Source organism: Pseudomonas sp. PMCC200344 (assembly GCF_030053095.1).
In the GTDB taxonomy this organism is placed as follows: Bacteria; Pseudomonadota; Gammaproteobacteria; order Pseudomonadales; family Pseudomonadaceae; genus Aquipseudomonas; species Aquipseudomonas svalbardensis.
Genome location: NZ_CP125618.1, coordinates 1481470 through 1503800 on the forward strand (window position 1 = coordinate 1481470; position 22331 = coordinate 1503800).

A 22331-nucleotide genomic window follows, 5' to 3' on the forward strand; every position below is an offset into this window, starting at 1 on the left:
TTTGGCCCAAGCGTCAGGGGCTTGGCCTGCGCATCGCTCGGGGGAATCCTTTCCTAAGTCATGATGAATCGGCCAATATTCGGTGATCTTTAATCAAAAGGAGGCTAAATGATGGCAACGTTACCTTTACTTGGGTTTGCCGGGATCGGCCTGATGGGTTTGCCGATGTGCCGGCGCCTGCTGGCGGCGGGTTATCCGCTGACCGTGTGGAACCGCAATCCGGCAAAGTGCGCGCCGCTGGTCGAGGCCGGTGCACGACAGGTCACCACGCCGGCTGAGTTGTGCCAGCACGCCGACGTGGTGATGCTGTGCCTGGCGGACACATCGGTGGTTCGAGAGGTGGTGTTTGGCGCGGAAGGGATTGCGCAAGGTGCGAAAATCGGTCAATTGCTGGTGGATTTTTCCAGCCTGGAACCTACCGCGACGCGGGAAATGGCGACAGCGCTGGTCAGCCAAACCGGCATGAGCTGGCTGGATACACCAGTGTCTGGCGGAGTGGTCGGTGCCGAGGCCGGCAGCCTGGCGATCATGGTGGGCGGTGAAACGGCGGATCTTGAGCGCGTCAGGCCTGTGCTGTTGAGCCTCGGCCAGCGCGTGACCCACATGGGCGCCGTCGGAGCGGGGCAGGTGACCAAGGCCTGCAATCAGATGATCGTCGCCTGCAACGCGCTGGTCATCGCCGAAGTCGTGGCGTTGGCCGAGCGTTCCGGGGTGCAGGCCAGCCTGATCGCAGAGGCTCTGGCAGGCGGGTTTGCCGATTCAAAGCCCTTGCAGATCCTGGGTCCGCAAATGGCCGATAGTCGTTTCGAACCGGTGAAATGGCATGTGCGCACGCTGCTCAAGGACCTCGACACCGCGGTGAAGTTTTCCCGTGAGCAAGGCTCGGCCACGCCGATCAGTGGACTGGCCGCACAATTGATGCGGCTGCATGGGAGCCAGGGATTCCTGGAAAAAGATCCGTCGACGCTAGTGCAGTTGTACCGCGAGCCAGACCCAAAGGGCTGACAGTGTGCGAGTGCTTGCGCTGGTTGATTTCGTTCAGCACGGGACGCAATTCCACCAGCGGTACCGGACGACTGAGCAAGTAGCCCTGCACGAAGTCGCAGCCGTTACGCTCCAGAAACTCGTATTGCTCAAGGGTTTCGACGCCTTCGGTCACCACCTGCAAATGCAGCGTGTGGGCCATGACGATGATCGCTTGAACGATTTCCATGTCCTGGGTGGCCTTGGGAATGTCCTGAATGAACGAGCGGTCGATCTTCAGCGTATTGAGTGGTAGGCGCTTGAGGTAGGCCAGAGAGGAATAACCGGTGCCGAAGTCGTCAATCGACAGCGAAACGCCGAGGGCGCGAATCTGGCGCAGCAACACCGCCGTGTTGGCGATGTTGCCCATCAAGGCGTTCTCGGTCACTTCCAGTTCCAGCCGCTGCGGCGCCACTCCGGCGCGCCGCAGTGCGTGTTCGATTTCATCGGCCAATTCTTCGCGCGCCAGGTTCAGGGGCGAGCAGTTCACGGCGATGTGGAGTTCTTCGCAACCCTGACGCGACAACTCGCCCAGATCCTCACAGGCTTTGCGCAGGACCCAGTGGTCCAGTTCGGCGATCAGGCCGTTGGCTTCGGCGATGGCAATGAAGCGATCCGGTGCCAGCAGTCCGTGAACCGGATGTTGCCAGCGGATCAGCGCTTCAAGCTTGCTGACTTGGCCGGTTTTCAGGTCGTAGATCGGTTGGTAATAGAGCATCAGCCCGGTGTTTTCGCGCAGGGCGTGGCGCAGTTCTTCTTCGAGTTGCAGTTCCAGCGTTGCGCGGGTTTTCAGGTCTTCGCTGAAGAAATTCAGGCCATTGCGCCCGGTGTCCTTGGACTGATACAGCGCCAGGTCAGCGTTTTTCAGCAACTCTTCACAGGTCTTGCCATCTTGCGGAAACAAGCTGATGCCGATACTGGTGGTCATGACCATGCGCCGCCCGGACAGCTCGATGGGCTCCTGCATTTTCAGCATGATGCGTTGGGCCATGTGCCGCGCTTCTTCACGATCGTGCAGGCCGATGAGGATGCAGAATTCGTCACCGCCGAAACGCGCCACGACGTCTTCGTGGCTGCGCACTGAACCCTTGATGTGGCTGGCCAGGACTTTGAGCAATTCGTCGCCGGCATCATGGCCGAGGCTGTCGTTGATCCGCTTGAAATGGTCGATGTCCAGGAACAACACCGCCAGCATGCCGCCTTCGTTGGTTTTCTCGATGAGTTTCTCGGCAAAAATCTGGTTGAAGCCACGACGGTTGATCAGGTTGGTCAGGGCGTCGTAGTGCGCCACCTGTTGTAACGACATCCTCGCCTGGTCCAGTTGACTGAGCAGGGCGTTGACCCGTTGCAGGTCGCGCTCCTTGTTTTGCAGCTTCTTGTCCGCCAGCGCCGCGCTGATGCTGCTGCCGATGATCAGCAGCGTCATGATCGCCACCGTCAGACCCAGTTGCAGATGATTGTTTACGCCGGGCAGCGGCTGGAGGCTGTCGGCGGGCAGCACCAGATTGAAGGCGGCCATGCCGGTGAAGTGCATGCTGATGATGCCTGCCCCGAGCACCAGACTGGCGCTGTATTTGAGCAGTTGATGGAACAGACCGGTGCCGTCGCGCAGATGACTTGATATCAGCAGGGCTGCAAGGCTGGCACCGATGGCGATCACAATGGAGAGGGCGAATAGCGTAGGTTGGTAATAGGCCACCGCACTCGAACGCATGGCGGTCATGCCCACGTAATGCATGGTGGCGATGCCCAGGCCGATGCAGATCGAAGCCTGGAGGTATTGCCAAAAACTCAGGCGGGGATGGCTGAGAGTATGCATGGCCAACCACGAGGCGAGCAGGGCGATCAACAGAGAAAGGAGAGTGATGGGTAATTCATATTGAATGTCGATCGGAGCCTGAAACGCTAGCATGCCAATGAAGTGCATGGCCCAGATCCCGCCCGCCAGGCAACTGGCGCCGACCCAGCGCCAGAGCCGCTGCGAGGCGGGTTTTTCCATGTGACAGACCCGTTCGGCCATGTCCAATGTGGCAAAGCTGCCGACACAGGCGACCAAATACGCCAGCAGTACCAGAAAAGGGTCATGTGTGCAGTTGAGTATTACCTGGCCGTTCGCCGTCAGCTCAGTAATGAAATGCAAACCAAGCCACTCCATAGCATGCCCCATTGTCATCCTGGCTGGCGCCATGAACGCTGGCGAATGCTTTGGAGTATAGAAGGCATGTTTAGAGTGCAAACGATAGTGGCAAATTGGCCCTAACCATTTTGGAATGAGCGTTAGAGCGTCTGGAAATAAATGTTGTATCAGCTGCGACATCTTCCATGGGCGGATATCAGCTTTACAAATAATGACAGACAGCTCTGGCTGGCCTGACTAGATTGCAGGTTCCGGGCTCGGTTGCGCTGGCAGTGAAGCCCCAATAACAATAAAAGAGACGGACCCATGCAGAACTCGACCCAAGCGGCGAATGCCTGGTGCATTCTGTTCCTGCTGTTCCTGGCCAACCTGTTCAACTTCTTCGACCGCACCATTCCGGCCATCATCATCGAACCGATCCGCATGGAATGGCACCTCAGCGACTTTCAGCTGGGGATCATCGGTACCGCATTCACCCTCGTTTATGCCATTGCCGGCCTGCCTCTGGGACGGATGGCCGATACCGGTTCGCGCAGTAAATTGATGGGCTGGGGCCTGGCGGCGTGGAGCGGGCTGACAGCGGTCAACGGACTGGTGGGGAGTTTCTGGGCTTTCCTGATCGTGCGCATGGGTATCGGCATCGGTGAAGCCAGTTACGCACCGGCCGCCAACTCGCTGATCGGCGATCTGTTCCCGGCCCACCGTCGGGCACGGGCGATGGGCATTTTCATGCTCGGTCTGCCGCTGGGGTTGCTGCTGGCGTTCTTCACCATCGGCTGGATGGTCAAGGCCTTCGACAGCTGGCGCGCGCCGTTCTTTATCGCGGCAGTGCCGGGGCTGATCCTTGCGGTCTTCATGTTCTTCATCAAGGAACCGAAACGCGGCGCCGCAGAGAGTGTGCAAGTCTCGCAGGAGCGCGTCGACCGGCCAATCCGTCGGGTGCTGGCGGTGCCGACTTTCCTGTGGCTGGTGATGGCGGGGCTGTGCTTCAACTTCGCTACGTATGCCTGCAACTCGTTTCTGGTACCGATGCTGCAGCGCTATTTCCTGATGCCGTTGCAGGAAGCGGCGGTGGCGACCGGGGTGATCGTCGGCGTGACCGGGTTGTTTGGCCTGACACTGGGCGGTTGGGTGGCGGACAAGATTCACCAGCGGGTGGCCAGTGGTCGGCTGTTGTTTGCGGCATTCAGCTTGATCATCTCGACGGTGTGCACGGCTTGGGCGCTGCATTCCGGGCGGATCGAGATCGGCGTGTTTGTGGCGGTGTTCAGTGTGGGCTGGTTGTTTGCCTACAACTTCTACACCTGCGTTTACACCGCCATTCAGGACGTAGTCGAGCCGCGCTTGCGGGCTACGGCCATGGCGCTGTTCTTTGCCGGGTTATATTTGCTGGGTGGCGGTCTGGGTCCAGTAGTGGTGGGCGCCTTGTCCGACCACTTCGCGCATACGGCGATGCTCTCGGCCGGTGCTGAACAGATGACTGAGGCGTTCAAGGCTGTCGGCTTGCATGACGCGATGTACCTGATCCCGGTGGCGCTGTTTTTCACCATGGTATTTCTGTTCCTGGCTTCTCGGTGTTTTGTGCGCGATGCCAAGCGGATGAAGGAAGGGTTGGTGGCGGTGGTTGAGCCAGGGGTTTCTGTAGCGACTGCGTGATCGCCAAGGGGTCATCAGCAACACCTCAACATTCCAGCAGACAAAAAAAGGCCCGCATCGCTGCGGGCCTTCTTTGTTTTAGCGGTAGGGGAGGGAGCTTATCCCGCCACCAACACCCGAATCGCTTCCAGTCGCAGCGCAGCCTTGTCGAGCATGGCCAGGCCTTGCTCGCGTTGCTTGCGCAGGGCAACCAGTTCGCTGTCGCGCACGGTCGGGTTGACCGCTTGCAACGCGGTCAGGCGCGCCAGTTCTTCGTCGGTGTCGGCGGCCAGACGACGCTGCGCCTCAGCCACGCGCTCGGCGTGACGAGGGAAGATTTTCTCTTCACCGGCGTTGATCCGTGGCGTCAGCTGATCGCGCTGGGCCTGGATGAACTTGTTGGCGCTGGCACGCGGCACGCTTTCCAGCTGATCGTTAAGGGTTTCGAACGACACACGGGCCGACAGGTCGTTGCCATTGGCATCGAGCAGGCAGCGCAGGGCGGCCGGTGGCAGGTAACGGCCCAGTTGCAGCGAGCGCGGGGCAACCACTTCGCTGACGTAAAGCAGTTCCAGCAACACGGTGCCAGGTTTCAACGCCTTGTTCTTGATCAGCGCCACGGCGGTGTTGCCCATGGAACCGGACAAGACCAGGTCCATGCCGCCTTGCACCATCGGGTGTTCCCAGGTAATGAACTGCATGTCTTCGCGAGACAGCGCCTGGTTGCGGTCGTAAGTGATGGTCACGCCTTCGTCGTCGCCCAGAGGGAAGCTGGCGTCGAGCATTTTTTCGCTCGGTTTGAGGATCAGCGCGTTTTCCGAATGGTCTTCGCTGTCGATGCCGAAGGCGTCGAACAGGGTTTCCATGTAGATCGGCAGGGCGAACTGGTCGTCTTGCTCAAGGATGTCCTCGACCAGTGCATCACCTTCGCCAGCGCCGCCGGAGTTGAGCTCCAGCAAGCGGTCACGGCCGGTGTGCAGCTCGGCTTCCAGACGCTCGCGCTCGGCGCGGGCTTCGTCGATCAGCGCTTGCCACTCGCCGTCATCGGCGTTTTCCAGCAGCGGCAGCAGGCGCGGGCCGAACTGATGCTGCAGGGCATTGCCGGTCGGGCAGGTGTTGAGGAACGCATTCAGCGCTTCGTGGTACCACTGGAACAGGCGCTCTTGCGGGCTGGTTTCCAGGTACGGCACATGCAGTTCGATGATGTGCTTCTGGCCGATCCGGTCCAGACGGCCGATACGCTGCTCCAGCAGGTCCGGGTGCGACGGCAGATCGAACAGCACCAAGTGGTGCGAGAACTGGAAGTTACGACCTTCACTGCCGATTTCCGAGCAGATCAGCACTTGCGCGCCAAATTCTTCGTCGGCGAAGTAGGCAGCGGCGCGATCACGCTCGAGGATGTTCATGCCTTCGTGGAAGACCGTGGCCGGGATGCCGGAACGCACGCGCAGGGCGTCTTCCAGGTCCATGGCGGTTTCGGCGTGGGCGCAGATCACCAGCACTTTGGTGCGCTTGAGCATCTTCAGCTGATCGATCAGCCACTCGACGCGCGGGTCGAATTTCCACCAGCGTTCTTCTTCGTTGGCATCCGGCTGGGCCTGGAAGCTGACTTCCGGGTACAGCTCGGCGTGATCGCCCAATGGCAGTTCGAGGTATTCGTCGGGGCACGGCAGCGGGTACGGGTGCAGTTTGCGTTCCGGAAAACCCTGCACGGCGGCGCGGGTGTTACGGAACAGCACGCGGCCGGTGCCGTGGCGGTCGAGCAGTTCGCGGACCAGACGGGCGCTGGCCTCGATGTCGCCATCGTTAACCGCCGCCAGCAAGGCTTCGCCTTCGTTGCCGAGGAAACCGTGAATGGTCTCGTGCGCTTCAGGCGACAGGCGTCCCTTGTCCAGCAGCTCCTGAACGGCTTCGGCCACCGGGCGATAGTTTTCGCTCTCGGCACGGAAAGCGTGCAGGTCGTGGAAACGGTTCGGGTCGAGCAGGCGCAGACGCGCAAAGTGGCTGTCCTGACCCAGTTGTTCCGGGGTCGCAGTCAGCAGCAAAACGCCGGGAATGACTTCGGCCAGTTGCTCAACCAGCGAATACTCCGGGCTGGCCTTGTCTTCGTGCCACACCAGGTGGTGGGCTTCGTCGACCACCATCAGGTCCCAACCGGCGGCGAACAGTGCGTCCTGGGCCTTCTCGTCTTCCACCAGCCACTCGAGTGCAACCAGTGCGAGCTGGGTGTCTTCGAACGGGTTGGCGGCATCGCTTTCGATGAAGCGTTCTTCGTCGAACAGCGCGACTTGCAGGTTGAAGCGGCGGCGCATCTCGACCAGCCACTGGTGCTGCAGGTTCTCCGGAACCAGGATCAGCACGCGGTTGGCGCGGCCCGAGAGCAGTTGGCGATGGATCACCAGACCGGCTTCGATGGTTTTACCCAGACCCACTTCGTCTGCCAGCAAAACCCGCGGTGCAATGCGGTCGGCGACTTCACGGGCGATGTGCAGCTGGTGCGCGATCGGTTGAGCACGCACGCCACCGAGGCCCCAAAGCGCGGACTGCAACTGGCGGCTGGTGTGTTCCAGGGTGTTGTATCGCAGGGAGAACCAGGCCAGCGGGTCGATCTGCCCGGCGAACAAACGATCGCTGGCCAGCCGGAACTGAATGAAGTTCGACAGTTGGGTTTCCGGCAGGGTAACCACTTCGTTCTGCCCGTTGAGGCCGTGGTAAACCAGCAGGCCGTCGACGTCGTCGACTTCTTGTACGGTCAGTTTCCAGCCTTCGAAGTGAGTGATCGAGTCACCCGGCGAAAACCGCACGCGGGTGAGGGGCGCATTCCGTAGCGCGTACTGGCGAGTCTCGCCAGTGGCCGGGTAGAGCACGGTCAACAAGCGGCCGTCCTGTGCCAGAACGGTGCCTAAACCCAGCTCGGCTTCGCTGTCACTGATCCAGCGTTGCCCCGGTTGATACTGCTGCGCCATGCTGCCTGACTCCCACCTTGAAAAAGCGGGCTATCTTAACGGAATGAGGGCTTCAGGGCCAAAGGACTCTCATAAAAACTCGAAGTCTTACGTTAGTCCAACGATGCAGCGCTTGCAGGTCGGGGCACCTATTCGTGCCAAACGGGTCACAGTTTGCGACCGATGGCTCAAGTCGCCATCCCCGCAGCCGACAGCCTGCTGACAGGAGACTAATAATTATGCTGCCACCGATGCTCCCCTTGAGTGCCGTGCCAATCACCTCACAGCAGGATCCGATTCGCCAGCGGCCGGATATTCCCCCCGTGGTGCCGGTGCAGGAAAGCTCCAACGAAAGCACCATCGACCTGCAACAGCGCGATCCGGAAGAGGCGGCGTTTCAGCTGCGCGAGGAACAGCGCCGCAAGCAGGATCAGGAAAGGCGCCGCCGTGAAGCCGATGAAGATCCCGACGAGCACCTGGCGATTCCCGGTGACGAGCTCAACGCTGACAATACCGTGCCAGTGGCGCCATTGATGGAAGATCAGCCGCGGCAGGGTTTGTGGGTCGATATCCAGATTTGAGGTCACGACTGGTCAGCGCTGCCATCAGACCGCATTATTGGTACATCCTTGCCTGCAGATACGGCAACTGAATTTCATTCCAAGCGATGCACTGATCACCATGAGCCAAGACGACAAACTGATCGACCTCAACGCCGAACGCGCCAAGCGGGTTCATGACCTTAATGAAAAGCGCCTGAACGAAGTACGCCAGGCGTTCGAGCACGCCATGCCGTTGGGTAAAGCGAAGAAAAAGCCGAAGAACAAACCGAAAAAGCGTTGAAATGCCCTGCATTGGTTGATGCAGGTCAGTTATTCCCCCTCCTTTACGCCCAGTCTCGGGCGACATTGATCCCGGTCAATTCTTTCTCCTGCCTGATTGGTTAACTTAGCCCCATCGCAACAAGGCAAGTGCAGGAGGCCAGTCATGTTTTTCGACAACGTGGTGATCGCCGGAGTGCTGACAGTCGGCCTCATGGTTCTGTTTTTTGCAGGGTTTGGATATTTCATCTGGAAGGATTCGCATAAGCGCAAACCGTAGGTCTTTCTGGAAGCAATGAGCACGCAAGGCATTTTGGGCAACTTCGGTTGCCCTTTTTTTTTGCGTGCGATTTGCCTGAAGCGTGGGAACGATCTATTTTTCAGCAGTAATAAAAAAGGCGCGAACCTCACGGAACGCGCCTTTTTTGTGCGGCTATGTATCAGCTGCCCAGTGCCTTCGACGCCAGCCAGAACAGGCCGGCCGACAGGGTCACTGTGGCTGGCAGGGTCAGGACCCAAGCCAGCAGGATGGTTCTGACGGTGCCGCCCTGCAGGCCGCTTTTGTTGGCAACCATGGTGCCAGCCACGCCTGATGACAGGACGTGGGTGGTGGAAACCGGCAGGCTGAAGATGTTGGCCATGCCGATCAGGCTCGCGGTAGTGATCTGTGCCGACATGCCTTGGGAGTAAGTCATGCCCTGCTTGCCGATCTTCTCGCCGATGGTCAGAACCACGCGCTTCCAGCCCACCATGGTACCCAGGCCGAGGGCCAGGGCGACCGCCAGAATCACCCAGAACGGGGCGTATTCGGTGGTAGTGGTCAGGTCTTTACGCAGCTTGTTCAGGTCAGCCTTTTCACGGGCAGCGAGACCAGGAAGCTTGCTGACTTTCTTCGCCGTGTCGTCCAGGCAGAGCAGGTAGCGACGCACTTCGATGCGGCTTTCCGCCGGCAGCGAGTGGTAGTCGGCTACACCTTTAAGGGTGCCGAGCAGGGCGGTAATGGTCGGTTCGGTCTGTTGCGGGTTGCAACGGAATTTCTCCGGCAGATCACCTTCCACGCTTTTGCCCAGGGCCAGGAATTCACCCAGCGTATCGGCATTGCGCTTGTAGAACTGGCTCAGGTGCAGGGTCGCGTCGCGAGTCCGTTCGATCTGGTAGGTTGTGCTGCCCAGGTCGAGTACGAACTGCGCCGGCACGATACCGATCAGCACCAGCATGATCAGGCCGATACCTTTCTGGCCATCGTTGGAGCCGTGCACGAAGCTCACGGCCATAGCCGAAATGACCAGCACCAGGCGGTTCCAGAACGGCGGGTGTTTCTTGTCGTCGATCTTGCGGCGCTGTTCCGGCGTCTTGTGCATCTTCGACAGTGGACGCCACCATTTAAGACCGATCAGTATCAGAGCCGCAACCAGGAAGCCCGCCATCGGCGAGAACACCAGGGACGCACCGATATCGATCGCTTTCTGCCAGTTCACACCATCGGCCAACGGAATATCGTTGATCAACGCGTTGGCCAGACCAACACCGAGGATCGAACCGATCAGCGTGTGGGAGCTGGAAGCCGGGATACCGAAGTACCAGGTGCCCAGGTTCCAGGTGATGGCGGCGGCGAGCAGCGAGAACACCATGGCCAGCCCGTGACCGGTGTTCACATTGATCAGCAGTTCTACCGGCAGCAGGTGAACGATGGCATACGCCACGCCAACACCGCCCAGCAGCACGCCGAGAAAGTTGAACACACCGGAAAAGAACACCGCCAGATGGGGCGGCATGGCTTTGGTGTAGATAACAGTGGCCACCGCGTTTGCGGTGTCATGAAAGCCGTTGATGAACTCGAAGGCGAGGACAAAGGCCAGGGCGAGCAAGAGGCTCACAAGCACCCAAGCATCTAGTCCGCTGAATAAATCGATCATGAAGGTTTTCTGACCCGGTCGTAAGGGGGCGCGATTATGCCAGAAAAGACTGCTAATCAATGCACTTGCTGCTCATCGGTAACATTCTTCAACGAATTAATTTGTGGCAGCAGCCAAAACCCCAGGTTTTTACTGGGTTTTGCAAGTCATTGAATTTCTTTGAAAAGGCCGCAGCCACAAGGCGTCCTCTCGTAGGAGCAAGAGGTTTGAACGCTTGTGTGAAATATCTGAAAAGAGGGCCAGACATGAGCCATTTGCCTCATCCGGTGGGTGAGGTGGCCGCTGCCCGCTCGTAGCGGGCGCGAAAGGCATCATCGATACATCCCGTTTTTAACGGGTGCAGACGCAGACCCTTGAAAGGATTCAGGCCGAGGCTTATGGCTCTTCGGCTTTGAGTTCCTTTTCCATTTTCTGCAATTCTTGAGTGAAAGCCTGATCCTGAACGGTGGCGCGTTTACGCCAGGGTTTGCGTTCCGGTTCGGGCTGAGCGGCGTAGGTGGTGACTTCCCCGCCGTAAACTTCCTTGTAACGTTGTTCCTGGCGCTCAAGTTCCGCGCGCAGTTCGTCTTTCGTCACAGTGCTACCTGATTGAGTTGAGATGAATTCTGGTGAAACGCGTGCATCAAATGTATTTGACCACGCTCGCCGAATGGACAAAGCCCGCAAAGGCATCATTTTTTACGGCGTTGCGATCAATTACTTCCATGTTGCAGGCGGCCACGACACCAGAGATAAACAGCTGACGCAGCATCAGTTTCCTGTTACAGCGAACGCCTTGGCTAAGCATATGAAATGAGTGTCAGGCGCTTGCTGCGGGTAACGGCGATGGAACATCGCGCTACCGGATGGCGGAATCGGCAATTAAAAACCGGTCACCACTGAATTTCATTATAGCGGTCGATTCGAAGAACACTATCGCCAAAGAGTTAAAAGTGGGTCTTGATGTGTGATTGTTTTGTTACTCGCAACTTTATACGGCTAACTAGGTCGTTCGGCGGCACGACGTTACAGTGATGTCTTTCTGACGCCATTAAGTCGAACAAGTTAGGGCAATTACATCGACTCTTCTAGTCTGCGTCAGAGCCAGTGTAAAAACAGGTGCAAGCCCGTTCAATAATCGGCTGGTCCTGGTGGGAGTCGATTGCGATTATCGGTCAACGGTTCGATAATCGAACAGTCTTGGCTGGCCGGGGTTGTGTGAGGGACCGGCTGCCGCTTGTAATAGCCACTGAACCGTGTGGGAAAAGGACCTTATATGAACGATCAAATGCGCAATTCCTTCGCTTCAGTGGCGCCGCCGATCGTGGCCTCGCCCGCCAAGCGGATCCAGGCACTGACAGGCGACCCGGATTTCATGACCTCCCTGGCCCGAGGCCTGGCCGTGGTGCAAGCGTTCCAGGAGCGCAAACGTCACCTCACCATCGCCCAGATCAGTCACCGCACGGAAATTCCCCGCGCCGCTGTGCGACGTTGCCTGCACACGCTGATCAAACTCGGTTACGCCACCACCGACGGCCGCACGTATTCGCTGCTGCCCAAAGTACTGACGCTTGGCCATGCCTATGTGTCCTCGACGCCGCTGGCGGTTTCCGCCCAGCCCTACCTGGACCGCATGAGCGAGCAACTTCATGAAGCCTGCAACATGGCCACTCTGGAAGGCGATGACATCTTGTACATCGCTCGTTCGGCCACCACCCAGCGACTGATTTCGGTCGACCTGTCGGTGGGTGGACGTCTGCCAGCCTATTGCACCTCGATGGGTCGGATTCTTCTCGCTGCGCTGGACGATACGTCACTGCGCGAGTACCTAGACCATGCAGAGCTGCAAGCCAAGACCAGCCGAACCTTGCACACCCCCGAGGCGTTGCTCGAATGCCTGCAAGAGGTGCGACAGCAAGGCTGGTGCATCGTCGACCAGGAACTGGAACAAGGTCTGCGCTCGATTGCCGTTCCGGTGTACGACGCTTCCGGCCAAGTCGTAGCGGCGTTAAACGTCAGTACCCACGCCGGTCGAGTCAGCCGCAACGAGTTGGAACAACGTTTCCTGCCTGGCCTTCTGAGCGCGAGTCGCGACCTCAGCGCGCAACTCTTTGCGTAAGCCATTTGCCTAAGCTGTTCGATAAACGCACAGACTCGCATTTATCGAATTGACGCTCTTTCCCCAAGATCACTAATGTCGCGGCAGCGCCAGCCTTGGCTGGCTCCTATCCGACTGCGTTCTTTGCGTGGAATAAAAATAATGAACCAGCCCCAGTCTGCTGTAGGAAACTGCCTCGACGTGCAGTCCTTCATCAATGCTCAACCCATTTCGCGCTACCAATGGCGAGTGGTGATCCTGTGTTTCCTGATTGTTTTCCTCGATGGCCTCGACACGGCGGCCATGGGTTTCATCGCGCCCGCCCTGTCTCAGGATTGGGGCATCGACCGCGCCAGTCTCGGCCCGGTGATGAGCGCGGCGTTGATCGGTATGGTCTTTGGCGCACTGGGTTCTGGCCCATTGGCTGACCGCTTCGGGCGAAAAATCGTACTGGTGGGCGCGGTGTTGTTGTTTGGCGCGTTCAGCCTGGCCTCGGCTTATAGCACCAACGTCGATCAGCTGCTGGTGCTGCGTTTCCTCACTGGCCTGGGCCTTGGCGCCGGCATGCCGAACGCCACGACGCTGCTGTCCGAATACACCCCGGAGCGCAAGAAATCCCTGCTGGTGACCAGCATGTTCTGCGGCTTCAACCTTGGCATGGCGGGCGGCGGTTTCATTTCCGCCAAACTGATTCCAGCCTTTGGTTGGCACAGTCTGCTGATGATCGGCGGGATTTTGCCGCTGATCCTCGCCGTCGTATTGCTGTTCTGGCTGCCGGAATCGGCGCGCTACCTCGTCGTCCGCAATCGCGGCACTGACAAAGTGCGCAAGACCCTGGCGCCCATCGATCCAACCGTCGTCGCTCAGGCTTCCAGCTTCAGCGTGCCAGAACAGAAAACCGTGAAGGCCCGCAACGTATTCGCGGTGATCTTCTCCGGCACCTACAGCACTGGCACCTTGTTGCTGTGGCTGACCTACTTCATGGGGCTGGTGATCGTTTATCTGTTGACAAGTTGGCTGCCGACGCTGATGCGTGACAGTGGCGCGAGCATGGAGCAGTCGGCATTCATCGGCGCGTTGTTCCAGTTTGGCGGGGTATTGAGCGCGGTGGGCGTGGGCTGGGCGATGGACCGGTTCAATCCGCACAAGGTTATCGGCATTTTCTATCTATTCGCCGGGGTGTTTGCCTACGCGGTAGGGCAGAGCCTGGGCAACATCACGCTATTGGCGACGTTGGTGCTCGTGGCCGGGATGTGCGTCAACGGCGCGCAATCGGCGATGCCTTCACTGGCGGCGCGTTTTTATCCGACGCAGGGGCGAGCGACCGGGGTGTCGTGGATGCTCGGGATTGGTCGCTTTGGCGCGATCCTTGGTGCGTGGATGGGCGCAACGCTACTGGGGCTGGGCTGGAATTTCGAGCAGGTACTGACAGCGCTGGTGATTCCGGCGGCATTGGCGACCACGGCGGTGGTGATCAAGGGCATGGTCAGCCATGCGGATGCGACCTGAGGGCAGCGTCCGGAATCGTTATTGAATTGACGGGCCTCTTCGCGAGCAGGCTCGCTCCCACAGTTGATCGCGTTCCCCTGTGGGAGCGAGCCTGCTCGCGAAGCTTTTGGGGATCGGTAGGCAGACAACAATCTGTTCGATAACCGAACACTCAGTCGATTATCGGATTGTTTGACGATTTTCAGGGGCTTACTCTTCAGTCATTCCGGCGCTGCGCATCGCGCCTTTTTCTTCCACTGTCGGTTCATAACAAAACGGGAGCCTGCCCCATGGCTGAAATCCTTTCGCTGCACGACGCGGTGAAGCAATTCGTAAACGACGGCGATACGGTCGCGCTCGAAGGCTTCACTCACCTGATCCCTACGGCGGCGGGTCACGAAATCATTCGCCAGGGCAAGAAAGACCTGACCCTGGTGCGGATGACGCCTGACCTGATTTACGACCAGTTGATCGGCGCCGGTTGTGCTCGCAAGCTGATTTTCTCCTGGGGTGGTAACCCGGGCGTCGGTTCGCTGCATCGCTTGCGTGACGCCGTCGAGAAGCAGTGGCCACACGCGCTGGAAATCGAAGAACACAGCCACGCCGACCTGGCCAATGCCTACGTCGCTGGCGCTTCCGGCCTACCGTTCGCGGTGCTGCGTGCCTACGCCGGCTCCGACCTGCCGAAGGTCAACCCGCTGATCAAAACCGTCACCTGCCCATTCACCGGCGAAGTATTGGCGGCCGTGCCTTCGGTGCGACCGGACATCACCGTGATTCACGCACAGAAAGCCGACCGCAAAGGCAACGTGTTGCTCTGGGGCATTCTCGGCGTGCAGAAAGAAGCCGCACTGGCCGCCAAGCGCTGCATCGTCACCGTCGAGGAAATCGTCGACGACCTCAATGCACCGATGAACTCCTGCGTTCTGCCGACCTGGGCCTTGAGCGCGGTCTGCCACGTTCCCGGTGGTGCGCATCCGTCCTACGCTCACGGCTACAACGAGCGTGATAACCGTTTCTACCAGGCCTGGGACCCGATTGCCCGCGGCCGTGAAACCTTCACCGCGTGGATCAACGAGTACATCCACGGCTGCGCTGACTTCAGCGAGTTCCAGGCCAAACTGGCCGCTGCTTCGGAGGCCAAGTAATGACTTACACCACCAATGAAATGATGACCGTCGCCGCTGCCCGCCGTTTGAAAAACGGTTCGGTGTGCTTCGTCGGCATCGGCCTGCCGTCGAAAGCCGCCAACCTGGCGCGTCTGACTTCCTCGCCGGATGTCGTCCTGATCTACGAATCGGGTCCGATCGGTGCCAAGCCGAGCGTACTGCCGCTGTCGATCGGTGACGGTGAACTGGCGGAAACCGCCGACACCGTCGTCCCGACCGGTGAGATTTTTCGCTACTGGTTGCAGGGCGGGCGCATCGACGTCGGTTTCCTCGGTGCCGCGCAAGTCGACCGCTTCGGCAATATCAACACCACGGTCGTTGGCGATTACCACGCGCCGAAAGTCCGCCTGCCGGGTGCCGGCGGTGCGCCGGAGATCGCTGGCTCGGCCAAAAGCGTGCTGATCATCCTCAAGCAGTCGGCGCGTTCCTTTGTCGACAAACTCGACTTCATTACCTCGGTCGGCCATGGCGAGGGCGGTGATTCGCGCAAGCGTCTCGGCCTGCCGGGCGCCGGTCCGGTCGGCATCATTACTGATCTGTGCATCATGGAACCGGAAGCCAACACCCATGAATTCGTGGTCACCGCGCTGCACCCAGGCGTGACCCGTGAACAAGTGACCGCGGCTACCGGTTGGGCTGTTCGTTTTGCAGAAAATGTTGAAAACACAGCCGAGCCAACGGATGTCGAACTGAAGGCACTCAGGGATCTGGAAGCCCGCACTGCCGCGGCCCACGGCCAAGCACCCGGAGAAGCCTGATGCGTGACGTTTATATCTGCGACGCGATTCGCACCCCCATCGGCCGTTTCGGCGGTGGCCTGTCGGCGGTTCGCGCCGACGACCTGGCCGCCGTGCCGATCAAGGCGTTGATGGAGCGCAATCCTTCGGTGGACTGGAACGCGGTGGACGAGGTGTTTCTCGGTTGCGCCAACCAGGCCGGCGAAGACAACCGCAACGTGGCGCGCATGGCGTTGTTGCTGGCGGGGCTGCCGGAAACCATTCCGGGCGTGACCCTCAATCGCCTCTGCGCCTCGGGTATGGATGCCATCGGCACTGCATTTCGGGCGATCGCCAGTGGCGAGATGGAACTGGCGATTGCCGGCGGCGTCGAGTCGATGTCCCGCGCACCGTTTGTGATGGGCAAGGCCGATGCGGCGTTCTCGCGCAACATGAAGCTGGAAGACACCACCATCGGCTGGCGCTTCATCAACCCGTTGATGAAAGCCCAATACGGCGTGGATGCGATGCCGCAGACCGCCGACAACGTGGCTGACGATTACGAAGTTTCCCGCGCCGATCAGGACGCTTTCGCACTGCGCAGTCAGCAGCGGACAGCCGCCGCGCAAGCCGCAGGATTTTTCGCCGAAGAAATCGTTGAAGTGCGCATTGCCCACAAGAAGGGTGAAAGTGTCGTCAGCCAGGATGAGCATCCTCGCGCCGACACCACGCTGGAAACCCTGGCCAAACTGAAACCGGTCAATGGTCCCGACAAAACCGTCACTGCCGGCAATGCTTCCGGGGTGAACGACGGTGCGGCGGCGTTGATTCTGGCCTCGGCCGAAGCGGTGAAACAGCACGGTCTGACCGCCCGCGCCAAAGTGCTGGGCATGTCCAGTGCCGGTGTCGCACCACGGGTCATGGGCATCGGCCCGGTGCCGGCGGTGCGCAAATTGACCGAACGTCTCGGTCTGGCCGTCAGTGATTTTGACGTGATCGAACTCAACGAAGCGTTCGCCAGCCAGGGTTTGGCGGTGCTGCGGGAACTGGGGCTGGCGGACGACGCTGCCCAGGTCAACCCGAACGGTGGCGCCATTGCCTTGGGCCATCCGTTGGGCATGAGCGGCGCGCGCCTGGTAATGACCGCGCTGCATCAGCTGGAAAAGACTGGCGGCAAGAAAGGTCTGGCGACCATGTGCGTCGGCGTGGGCCAGGGTCTGGCCTTGGCGATCGAACGGGTCTGACGCGCAGCGTTGATGAATAAGAACTGAGGAATGCTTCATGACTGACAAGCCTGGTTACCGCCGCCCGCAAGAGGGCACCCAGCCGGAATACCTGCACCCGGCCTATCAATCCACCAACCGTCGCTCGCCGTCCAAGCCGTTGGTGTTTTTGCCCCATTCGCTGTCGGAAATTACCGGTCCGACCATCGGTGCCGAGCGCATTCAAGCGCAGGACAACGACCTGACCGCCCAGCACAAGGGTGAGCCATTGGGTGAGCGCATCATCATTCACGGCCGCGTGCTGGATGAAGATGGCTTACCGGTGCCGGGGATTCTGGTGGAGATCTGGCAGGCCAATGCCGCCGGTCGCTACAACCATGACCGCGACCTGCACGATGCGCCGTTGGACCCGAATTTCACCGGCACTGGCCGCACGGTGACCGACGCCGATGGCCGGTACCAGTTCCAGACCATCAAGCCCGGAGCCTATCCGTGGGGCAACCACCACAACGCGTGGCGCCCGGCGCACATCCATTTCTCGCTGTTCGGGCCGAGCATTCTGACGCGCCTGGTCACGCAGATGTATTTCCCGGGCGATCCGTTGCTGGCCTATGACCCGATCTACAACTGCGTGCCGGACACCAGCGCCAAGGAGCGTTTGATCGCCCGTTTCGACCTGGAAAAAACCATCCCTTCCTATGCCCTCGGTTATCGCTGGGACATCGTCTTGCGCGGCCGTGAAGCCACGCCGATGGAGAAATAAGATGACGCTGAACGCGACCACATCCCACACCGTCGGGCCGTATTACCACATCGGCCTGACCTGGCTGAACCGCGAAGACCTGACCGTCGAACAAACCCTGGGCGAGCGTGTGGCGATCACCGGGCAAGTCATCGATGGCAACGGCGACATCGTCAACGACGCAATGTTGGAAGTCTGGCAAGCCAACGCCGCCGGCAAGTATGACCACCCCGAAGACGATCAGGAAAAACCCCTGGACCCGAACTTCGAAGGGTTTGGCCGGGTACCGGTGGATGCCGAAGGGCGCTTTCGTTTCACCACGATCAAGCCAGGCAAGGTGGAAGGCTTGAAAGGCACGATCCAGGCGCCGCATCTGGTGGTGCTGGTGTTTGCTCGCGGGTTGGTGAAGCACTTGCTGACGCGGATCTACTTTGATGGCGAACCGGCCAACGTGGCGGACCCGCTGCTGGAATGTGTGCCGGCTGAACGCCGCGGTACGTTGCTGGCGAAGCAAGATGCGTCCGGTGTGTACCAGTGGAATGTGATCCTGCAGGGAACCGATGCCGAGACAGTGTTCTTCGATTATTGACTCCAACCGCATGCTCGCCGACCAGATCGGCCGACGGAACTCGATGCTGTGGTTCGTAGCTCTGGGGGCGTTGTTCACCGTGTCGATTCTGCTGAGCCTGAAAAGCGTCAGGAGTCCGTTCCTGGCATTTGTGCTGATTACTGTAGCGCTGGCGATCGTCAGTTTTTACACCTCCATCAGTGGCCTGGTAAAAGCCGAAATGTTCCCGCCGCAAGTGCGCGCATTGGGTGTCAGCCTGGCTTGCCGAAACAGGCGAAGTACTTGCATAACGACCTTTGATCTTTACCCGTGGGCCTGACCGGCCCACGCCTCCAGGGACTGTTTATGAACGAGCGACCGGGCAATCAATTATTCGATGCCTATTTCACTGCCCGCGACATGCGTGAGGTGTTCTGCGATGAGGGTCGGGTTCAAGCGATGCTTGATTTCGAAGCGGCACTGGCCCGGGCCGAGGCGCGAGTCGGGCTGATTCCGCAAACGGCTGTCGCGCCGATTGAAGCGGCCTGTCAGGCCGGGCATTACGACTTCGCTGCTCTCGGCGAGGCGATTGCCACGGCCGGCAATTCGGCAATTCCGTTGGTCAAGGCGCTGGGTAAACAGATCGCGGCCAACCATGCCGAAGCCGAGCGTTATGTGCATCTGGGCGCGACCAGCCAGGACGTGATGGACACCGGTCTGGTGTTGCAACTGCGTGGTGCGCTGGAGCTGATCGAAAGCGATCTGGCGCAACTGGGCGAAACGCTGGCGACCCAGGCGTTGCGCTACGTCGCCACACCGCTGGCCGGGCGCACCTGGTTGCAGCACGCGACGCCTGTCACCCTCGGCATGAAGATCGCCGGTTGGCTGGGCGCTGTCACTCGCAGTCGTCAGCGTCTGCGCGAACTCAAACCGCGGCTGCTGGTGCTGCAATTCGGCGGCGCCTCCGGAACCCTCGCGGCCCTCGGCGAGCAGGCGATGCCGATTGCCCAGGCGCTGGCTGAAGAATTGAAACTGACACTGCCGGATCAACCTTGGCACACCCAGCGAGATCGCTTGGTGGAGTTCGGCTCGGTACTGGGATTGATCGCCGGCAGCCTCGGCAAACTGGGGCGCGACATCAGCCTGTTGATGCAGACCGAAGCGGGGGAGGTGTTCGAGCCTTCTGCGCCGGGCAAGGGCGGTTCTTCGACCATGCCGCACAAACGCAATCCGGTGGGCGCGGCGGTGTTGATCAGTGCGGCGACTCGCGTTCCAGGTTTGCTCTCGACGCTGTTCAGCGCCATGCCTCAAGAACACGAGCGTAGCCTGGGTCTGTGGCATGCCGAGTGGGAAACCCTGCCGGAGATTTGCTGCCTGGTGTCCGGCAGCCTGAAGCAGGCGCGGCTGGTGGCGGACGGGCTGGAAGTGGACGCCGAGCGCATGGCCCGTAACCTCGATCTGACCCAAGGGCTGGTGCTCGCCGAAGCGGTGAGCATCGTCCTCGCCCAACGGGTCGGCCGCGATACTGCGCACCATTTGCTGGAGCAATGCTGCAAGCGCGCAGTGGCTGAACAACGTCATCTGCGAGCGGTACTGGGCGACGAGCCGCAAGTGACCGCCGAACTGTCGGATGCTGAACTCGATCATCTGCTGGACCCCGCCCATTACCTCGGTCAGGCCCATACCTGGGTCGAGCGAGCGGTGGCTGAACATTCTGCGTTGACTGCCTGAAGGAGATTGCTGTGGCTTTCGTACAACTCGCCGAGGGCGAACTGCACTACCAAATTCAAGGGCCGCAACTCGATGGCCCGGCGGATGCGCCGGTACTTGTGCTGTCCAACTCGCTGGGCACTGACCTGCACATGTGGGACGCGCAGATTGCGGCGTTCACCGAGCATTTCCGGGTGCTGCGTTTCGACACCCGTGGTCATGGCAAATCGCTGGTCACGCCGGGGCCGTACAACATTGAGCAACTGGGCCATGACGTGCTGGCGCTGCTGGATGCGTTGCACATCGAACGCGCGCATTTCTGCGGTCTGTCCATGGGCGGGCTGATTGGCCAGTGGCTGGGGATCAACGCTGGTGATCGCCTGAACAAACTGGTGGTGTGCAACACCGCGGCGAAAATCGGTGATCCGTCGGTGTGGAACCCACGCATTGAAACCGTGCTGCGTGACGGTCCGGCCGCCATGGTCGCCTTGCGCGATGCGTCGATTGCGCGCTGGTTCACCGCGGATTTTGCTGAAGCCAATCCTGCTGCCGCGAAGAAGATTACTGACATGCTCGCGGCCACCTCGCCTGAAGGGTATGCGGCGAACTGTGCCGCCGTGCGCGATGCCGATTTTCGCGATCAGCTGTCCTCGATCAAGGTGCCGCTGCTGGTCATCGCCGGCACCCAAGACGCGGTCACGCCGCCGTCCGGTGGGCACTTCATTCAGGAGCATGTGCAGGGCGCCGAGTACGCCGAGTTCTACGCCGCGCACTTGTCCAACGTCCAGGCCGGTGCTGCGTTCAGCGAACGGGTTCTGGCATTTTTGTCAGGCCATTGAGGGTTTTTTTGTGGACGAGAAACAACGTTACGACGAAGGCCTGAAAGTCCGCCGTGCAGTACTCGGCGACGCTCACGTCGACCGCAGCTTGAACGCGCTGACCGAGTTCAACTCGGAGTTTCAGGAGATGATCACCCGTCACGCCTGGGGCGACATCTGGACCCGTCCGGGGCTGCCGCGCCATACCCGCAGCCTGATCACCATGGCCATGCTGATCGGCATGAACCGCAACGAAGAACTCAAACTGCACCTGCGCGCCGCCGCCAACAACGGCGTGACCCGCGGCGAGATCAAGGAAGTGATCATGCAGAGCGCGATCTACTGCGGCATTCCGGCAGCGAATGCGACGTTCCATCTGGCGGAGTCGGTGTGGGATGAGTTGGGGGTTGAATCGCGGGAGAGATGAATACCTGTGGGAGCGAGCCTGCTCGCGAAAGCGGTAGCAGCCTTAATACACGTGTTGGCTGAGAACACGCCTTCGCGAGCAGGCTCGCTCCCACACGTTTAAACGGTGGCGACGATGAAAATTCGTTTGAACGGAAACAACGTGTGCCCGTCGCTCTCTGGCGGGTAATGCGCATGCACGCGCATCAGGTAGTGGTAGATGAACCGCGCCTGTTCATCATCCTTCAACCCCTGCATCACCGGCCGCAGCGCCGAGACTTTGACCCAGTCATAGATCGGCGACTTGCCGTCGACAACCTGTAGCTGTTCGGTCTCCCAGATATCCAGTGTCCGGGTAATCGGAGAGAGCAACCGATAGTAACTTTCCAAAGACAACAGCGGCCGCGCAGCCATGGCCTCGCGCAACTGCGGGGTACCGAGTGGTTTGCCACCGGGGCCTGCCTCTTCAAGGGTGTCGAGCATCAGTTGATACCACAGCGCATCCCGCCAGTCGGGCATGTGCGCCGCCAGGCATCCACCCGGATTGAGCTGGCCGAGCAGTCGCGGCAATAACTGTTCGTGACCACTGACGAAGTGCAGTACGGCGGCGGCGAACAGCAGGTCCGCCGGTTGTTCGGGTTGCCAGTCGAGTAGATCGCACTGTTTCCACAACGCCTTGATCGGCAGGCAACGGGCTTCGTCCAGCATTTGCCCGGAACTGTCGATGCCCTGCAACTGCGCTCGAGGCCAACGCTTGGCCAAAAGTTGCGTGGCGATGCCGGTGCCGCATCCCAGGTCGTAGATACGCTTGGGCTGTTTGAGTTCGACACGGTCGAGCAATTCATTGACCGGTCGTTGCCTGAGGCGGGAAAACTGCTGGTACGCCTTGGCGTCCCAGTCGGTGCAGGCTTTCCCTGCCGATTCAAGTTTGACGCGCATGAGGTGATCCTCTCTGGCGG

At 60.0% G+C, this 22331-nt stretch carries 21 protein-coding genes and 1 pseudogene; 16 read left to right on the forward strand and 6 right to left on the reverse strand.

The features are described 5' to 3' along the window. Window positions 1-108 precede the first annotated feature (108 nt). On the forward strand, window positions 109-1005 hold the full coding sequence (locus QFW87_RS06660) for an NAD(P)-dependent oxidoreductase (RefSeq protein ID WP_283190103.1): 897 nt from the start codon (window positions 109-111) through the stop codon (window positions 1003-1005). Here the strand turns inward: QFW87_RS06660 and QFW87_RS06665 are convergent. Further along, entirely contained in the window at window positions 896-3178 is a 2283-nt protein-coding gene (locus tag QFW87_RS06665; RefSeq protein WP_283190883.1) for a bifunctional diguanylate cyclase/phosphodiesterase, read from the reverse strand. The genes QFW87_RS06660 and QFW87_RS06665 overlap by 110 nt on opposite strands. Before the next feature lie 288 nt (window positions 3179-3466). Here QFW87_RS06665 and QFW87_RS06670 point away from each other — a divergent pair, with 288 nt between their 5' ends. Beyond that, window positions 3467-4816 carry an MFS transporter gene (locus QFW87_RS06670; RefSeq protein WP_283190104.1) on the forward strand — a complete coding sequence of 450 codons (1350 nt, stop codon included), beginning with the start codon at window positions 3467-3469 and terminating at the stop codon, window positions 4814-4816. Between the two features lie 98 nt (window positions 4817-4914). Here the strand turns inward: QFW87_RS06670 and rapA are convergent, their stop codons facing one another. Continuing rightward, complete coding sequence (rapA, locus tag QFW87_RS06675) at window positions 4915-7761, reverse strand: RNA polymerase-associated protein RapA (protein WP_283190105.1); 2847 nt, start codon at window positions 7759-7761, stop codon at window positions 4915-4917. A gap of 218 nt (window positions 7762-7979) precedes the next feature. Between rapA and QFW87_RS06680 the strand changes: the two genes are divergently transcribed. The 3 genes from QFW87_RS06680 to ccoM all read left to right on the forward strand — a co-directional run bounded on the left by QFW87_RS06680 (window position 7980) and on the right by ccoM (window position 8841). After that, window positions 7980-8321 (forward strand): aspartate-semialdehyde dehydrogenase, encoded by a 342-nt coding sequence (locus QFW87_RS06680; protein WP_283183297.1) that lies wholly within the window; start codon window positions 7980-7982, stop codon window positions 8319-8321. Between the two features lie 100 nt (window positions 8322-8421). Continuing rightward, the gene (locus QFW87_RS06685; protein WP_095128014.1) at window positions 8422-8583 is read left to right on the forward strand and encodes a hypothetical protein; all 162 of its coding nucleotides are present in this window, start codon (window positions 8422-8424) and stop codon (window positions 8581-8583) included. 144 nt (window positions 8584-8727) lie between these two features. Further along, window positions 8728-8841, forward strand: coding sequence for a cytochrome c oxidase subunit CcoM (gene ccoM / locus QFW87_RS06690; protein ID WP_054046898.1), 114 nt, complete (start codon window positions 8728-8730; stop codon window positions 8839-8841). Between the two features lie 160 nt (window positions 8842-9001). Here ccoM and QFW87_RS06695 read toward each other — a convergent pair whose 3' ends face one another. The 3 genes from QFW87_RS06695 to QFW87_RS06705 form a co-directional block, all read right to left on the reverse strand. Then, entirely contained in the window at window positions 9002-10477 is a 1476-nt protein-coding gene (locus QFW87_RS06695; protein WP_283183298.1) for an inorganic phosphate transporter, read from the reverse strand. A 375-nt stretch (window positions 10478-10852) separates the two neighbouring features. Beyond that, window positions 10853-11053 carry a hypothetical protein gene (locus QFW87_RS06700; protein WP_007935837.1) on the reverse strand — a complete coding sequence of 67 codons (201 nt, stop codon included), beginning with the start codon at window positions 11051-11053 and terminating at the stop codon, window positions 10853-10855. A gap of 46 nt (window positions 11054-11099) precedes the next feature. Further along, a complete protein-coding gene (locus tag QFW87_RS06705) occupies window positions 11100-11228 on the reverse strand; it encodes a hypothetical protein (protein WP_283183299.1) in 129 nt (42 codons plus the stop codon). Window positions 11229-11732: 504 nt separating this feature from the next. Here QFW87_RS06705 and pcaR point away from each other — a divergent pair. The 11 genes and pseudogenes from pcaR to pcaC all read left to right on the forward strand — a co-directional run bounded on the left by pcaR (window position 11733) and on the right by pcaC (window position 21394). Then, on the forward strand, window positions 11733-12575 hold the full coding sequence (gene pcaR, locus QFW87_RS06710; RefSeq protein WP_008147316.1) for a pca regulon transcriptional regulator PcaR: 843 nt from the start codon (window positions 11733-11735) through the stop codon (window positions 12573-12575). 141 nt (window positions 12576-12716) lie between these two features. Then, complete coding sequence (locus QFW87_RS06715) at window positions 12717-14063, forward strand: MFS transporter (RefSeq protein WP_283183301.1); 1347 nt, start codon at window positions 12717-12719, stop codon at window positions 14061-14063. A gap of 269 nt (window positions 14064-14332) precedes the next feature. Next, window positions 14333-15190, forward strand: a complete 858-nt coding sequence (locus QFW87_RS06720) for a CoA transferase subunit A (protein WP_283190106.1) — start codon at window positions 14333-14335, stop codon at window positions 15188-15190. After that, window positions 15190-15969, forward strand: a complete 780-nt coding sequence (locus tag QFW87_RS06725) for a CoA-transferase subunit beta (protein ID WP_283183302.1) — start codon at window positions 15190-15192, stop codon at window positions 15967-15969. The genes QFW87_RS06720 and QFW87_RS06725 overlap by 1 nt, the downstream gene beginning before the upstream one ends. Then, window positions 15966-17171: a 3-oxoadipyl-CoA thiolase gene (gene pcaF, locus QFW87_RS06730; protein ID WP_283184527.1), complete on the forward strand. Its 1206-nt coding sequence runs from the start codon at window positions 15966-15968 to the stop codon at window positions 17169-17171. Before QFW87_RS06725 ends, pcaF begins: the two co-directional genes overlap by 4 nt. 37 nt (window positions 17172-17208) lie before the next feature. Next, window positions 17209-17913: a protocatechuate 3,4-dioxygenase subunit beta gene (gene pcaH, locus QFW87_RS06735; RefSeq protein ID WP_283190107.1), complete on the forward strand. Its 705-nt coding sequence runs from the start codon at window positions 17209-17211 to the stop codon at window positions 17911-17913. A 1-nt stretch (window position 17914) separates the two neighbouring features. Then, the gene (gene pcaG / locus QFW87_RS06740; protein ID WP_283190108.1) at window positions 17915-18481 is read left to right on the forward strand and encodes a protocatechuate 3,4-dioxygenase subunit alpha; all 567 of its coding nucleotides are present in this window, start codon (window positions 17915-17917) and stop codon (window positions 18479-18481) included. Window positions 18482-18491: 10 nt separating this feature from the next. Further along, a pseudogene (locus tag QFW87_RS06745) lies at window positions 18492-18713 on the forward strand (alpha-ketoglutarate permease); the annotation flags it as partial. 92 nt (window positions 18714-18805) lie between these two features. Further along, entirely contained in the window at window positions 18806-20170 is a 1365-nt protein-coding gene (locus QFW87_RS06750) for a 3-carboxy-cis,cis-muconate cycloisomerase (RefSeq protein WP_283190109.1), read from the forward strand. An 11-nt stretch (window positions 20171-20181) separates the two neighbouring features. Beyond that, window positions 20182-20988 carry a 3-oxoadipate enol-lactonase gene (pcaD, locus tag QFW87_RS06755; RefSeq protein ID WP_283190110.1) on the forward strand — a complete coding sequence of 269 codons (807 nt, stop codon included), beginning with the start codon at window positions 20182-20184 and terminating at the stop codon, window positions 20986-20988. Between the two features lie 10 nt (window positions 20989-20998). Then, entirely contained in the window at window positions 20999-21394 is a 396-nt protein-coding gene (gene pcaC, locus QFW87_RS06760; protein WP_283190111.1) for a 4-carboxymuconolactone decarboxylase, read from the forward strand. Window positions 21395-21492: 98 nt separating this feature from the next. On the opposite strand, the gene QFW87_RS06765 is transcribed toward pcaC, so the two are convergent. After that, entirely contained in the window at window positions 21493-22311 is an 819-nt protein-coding gene (locus QFW87_RS06765; protein WP_283183307.1) for a methyltransferase domain-containing protein, read from the reverse strand. Window positions 22312-22331: the final 20 nt, after the last annotated feature.

Coding starts and splice junctions, on each gene's coding strand:
- QFW87_RS06660 (WP_283190103.1), top strand. CDS start 109: ATGATGGCAACGTTACCTTTACTTGGGTTTGCCGGGATCGGCCTGATG.
- QFW87_RS06665 (WP_283190883.1), bottom strand. CDS start 3,178: ATGGAGTGGCTTGGTTTGCATTTCATTACTGAGCTGACGGCGAACGGC.
- QFW87_RS06670 (WP_283190104.1), top strand. CDS start 3,467: ATGCAGAACTCGACCCAAGCGGCGAATGCCTGGTGCATTCTGTTCCTG.
- rapA (WP_283190105.1), bottom strand. CDS start 7,761: ATGGCGCAGCAGTATCAACCGGGGCAACGCTGGATCAGTGACAGCGAA.
- QFW87_RS06680 (WP_283183297.1), top strand. CDS start 7,980: ATGCTGCCACCGATGCTCCCCTTGAGTGCCGTGCCAATCACCTCACAG.
- QFW87_RS06685 (WP_095128014.1), top strand. CDS start 8,422: ATGAGCCAAGACGACAAACTGATCGACCTCAACGCCGAACGCGCCAAG.
- ccoM (WP_054046898.1), top strand. CDS start 8,728: ATGTTTTTCGACAACGTGGTGATCGCCGGAGTGCTGACAGTCGGCCTC.
- QFW87_RS06695 (WP_283183298.1), bottom strand. CDS start 10,477: ATGATCGATTTATTCAGCGGACTAGATGCTTGGGTGCTTGTGAGCCTC.
- QFW87_RS06705 (WP_283183299.1), bottom strand. CDS start 11,228: ATGCTGCGTCAGCTGTTTATCTCTGGTGTCGTGGCCGCCTGCAACATG.
- pcaR (WP_008147316.1), top strand. CDS start 11,733: ATGAACGATCAAATGCGCAATTCCTTCGCTTCAGTGGCGCCGCCGATC.
- QFW87_RS06715 (WP_283183301.1), top strand. CDS start 12,717: ATGAACCAGCCCCAGTCTGCTGTAGGAAACTGCCTCGACGTGCAGTCC.
- QFW87_RS06720 (WP_283190106.1), top strand. CDS start 14,333: ATGGCTGAAATCCTTTCGCTGCACGACGCGGTGAAGCAATTCGTAAAC.
- QFW87_RS06725 (WP_283183302.1), top strand. CDS start 15,190: ATGACTTACACCACCAATGAAATGATGACCGTCGCCGCTGCCCGCCGT.
- pcaH (WP_283190107.1), top strand. CDS start 17,209: ATGACTGACAAGCCTGGTTACCGCCGCCCGCAAGAGGGCACCCAGCCG.
- pcaG (WP_283190108.1), top strand. CDS start 17,915: ATGACGCTGAACGCGACCACATCCCACACCGTCGGGCCGTATTACCAC.
- QFW87_RS06750 (WP_283190109.1), top strand. CDS start 18,806: ATGAACGAGCGACCGGGCAATCAATTATTCGATGCCTATTTCACTGCC.
- QFW87_RS06765 (WP_283183307.1), bottom strand. CDS start 22,311: ATGCGCGTCAAACTTGAATCGGCAGGGAAAGCCTGCACCGACTGGGAC.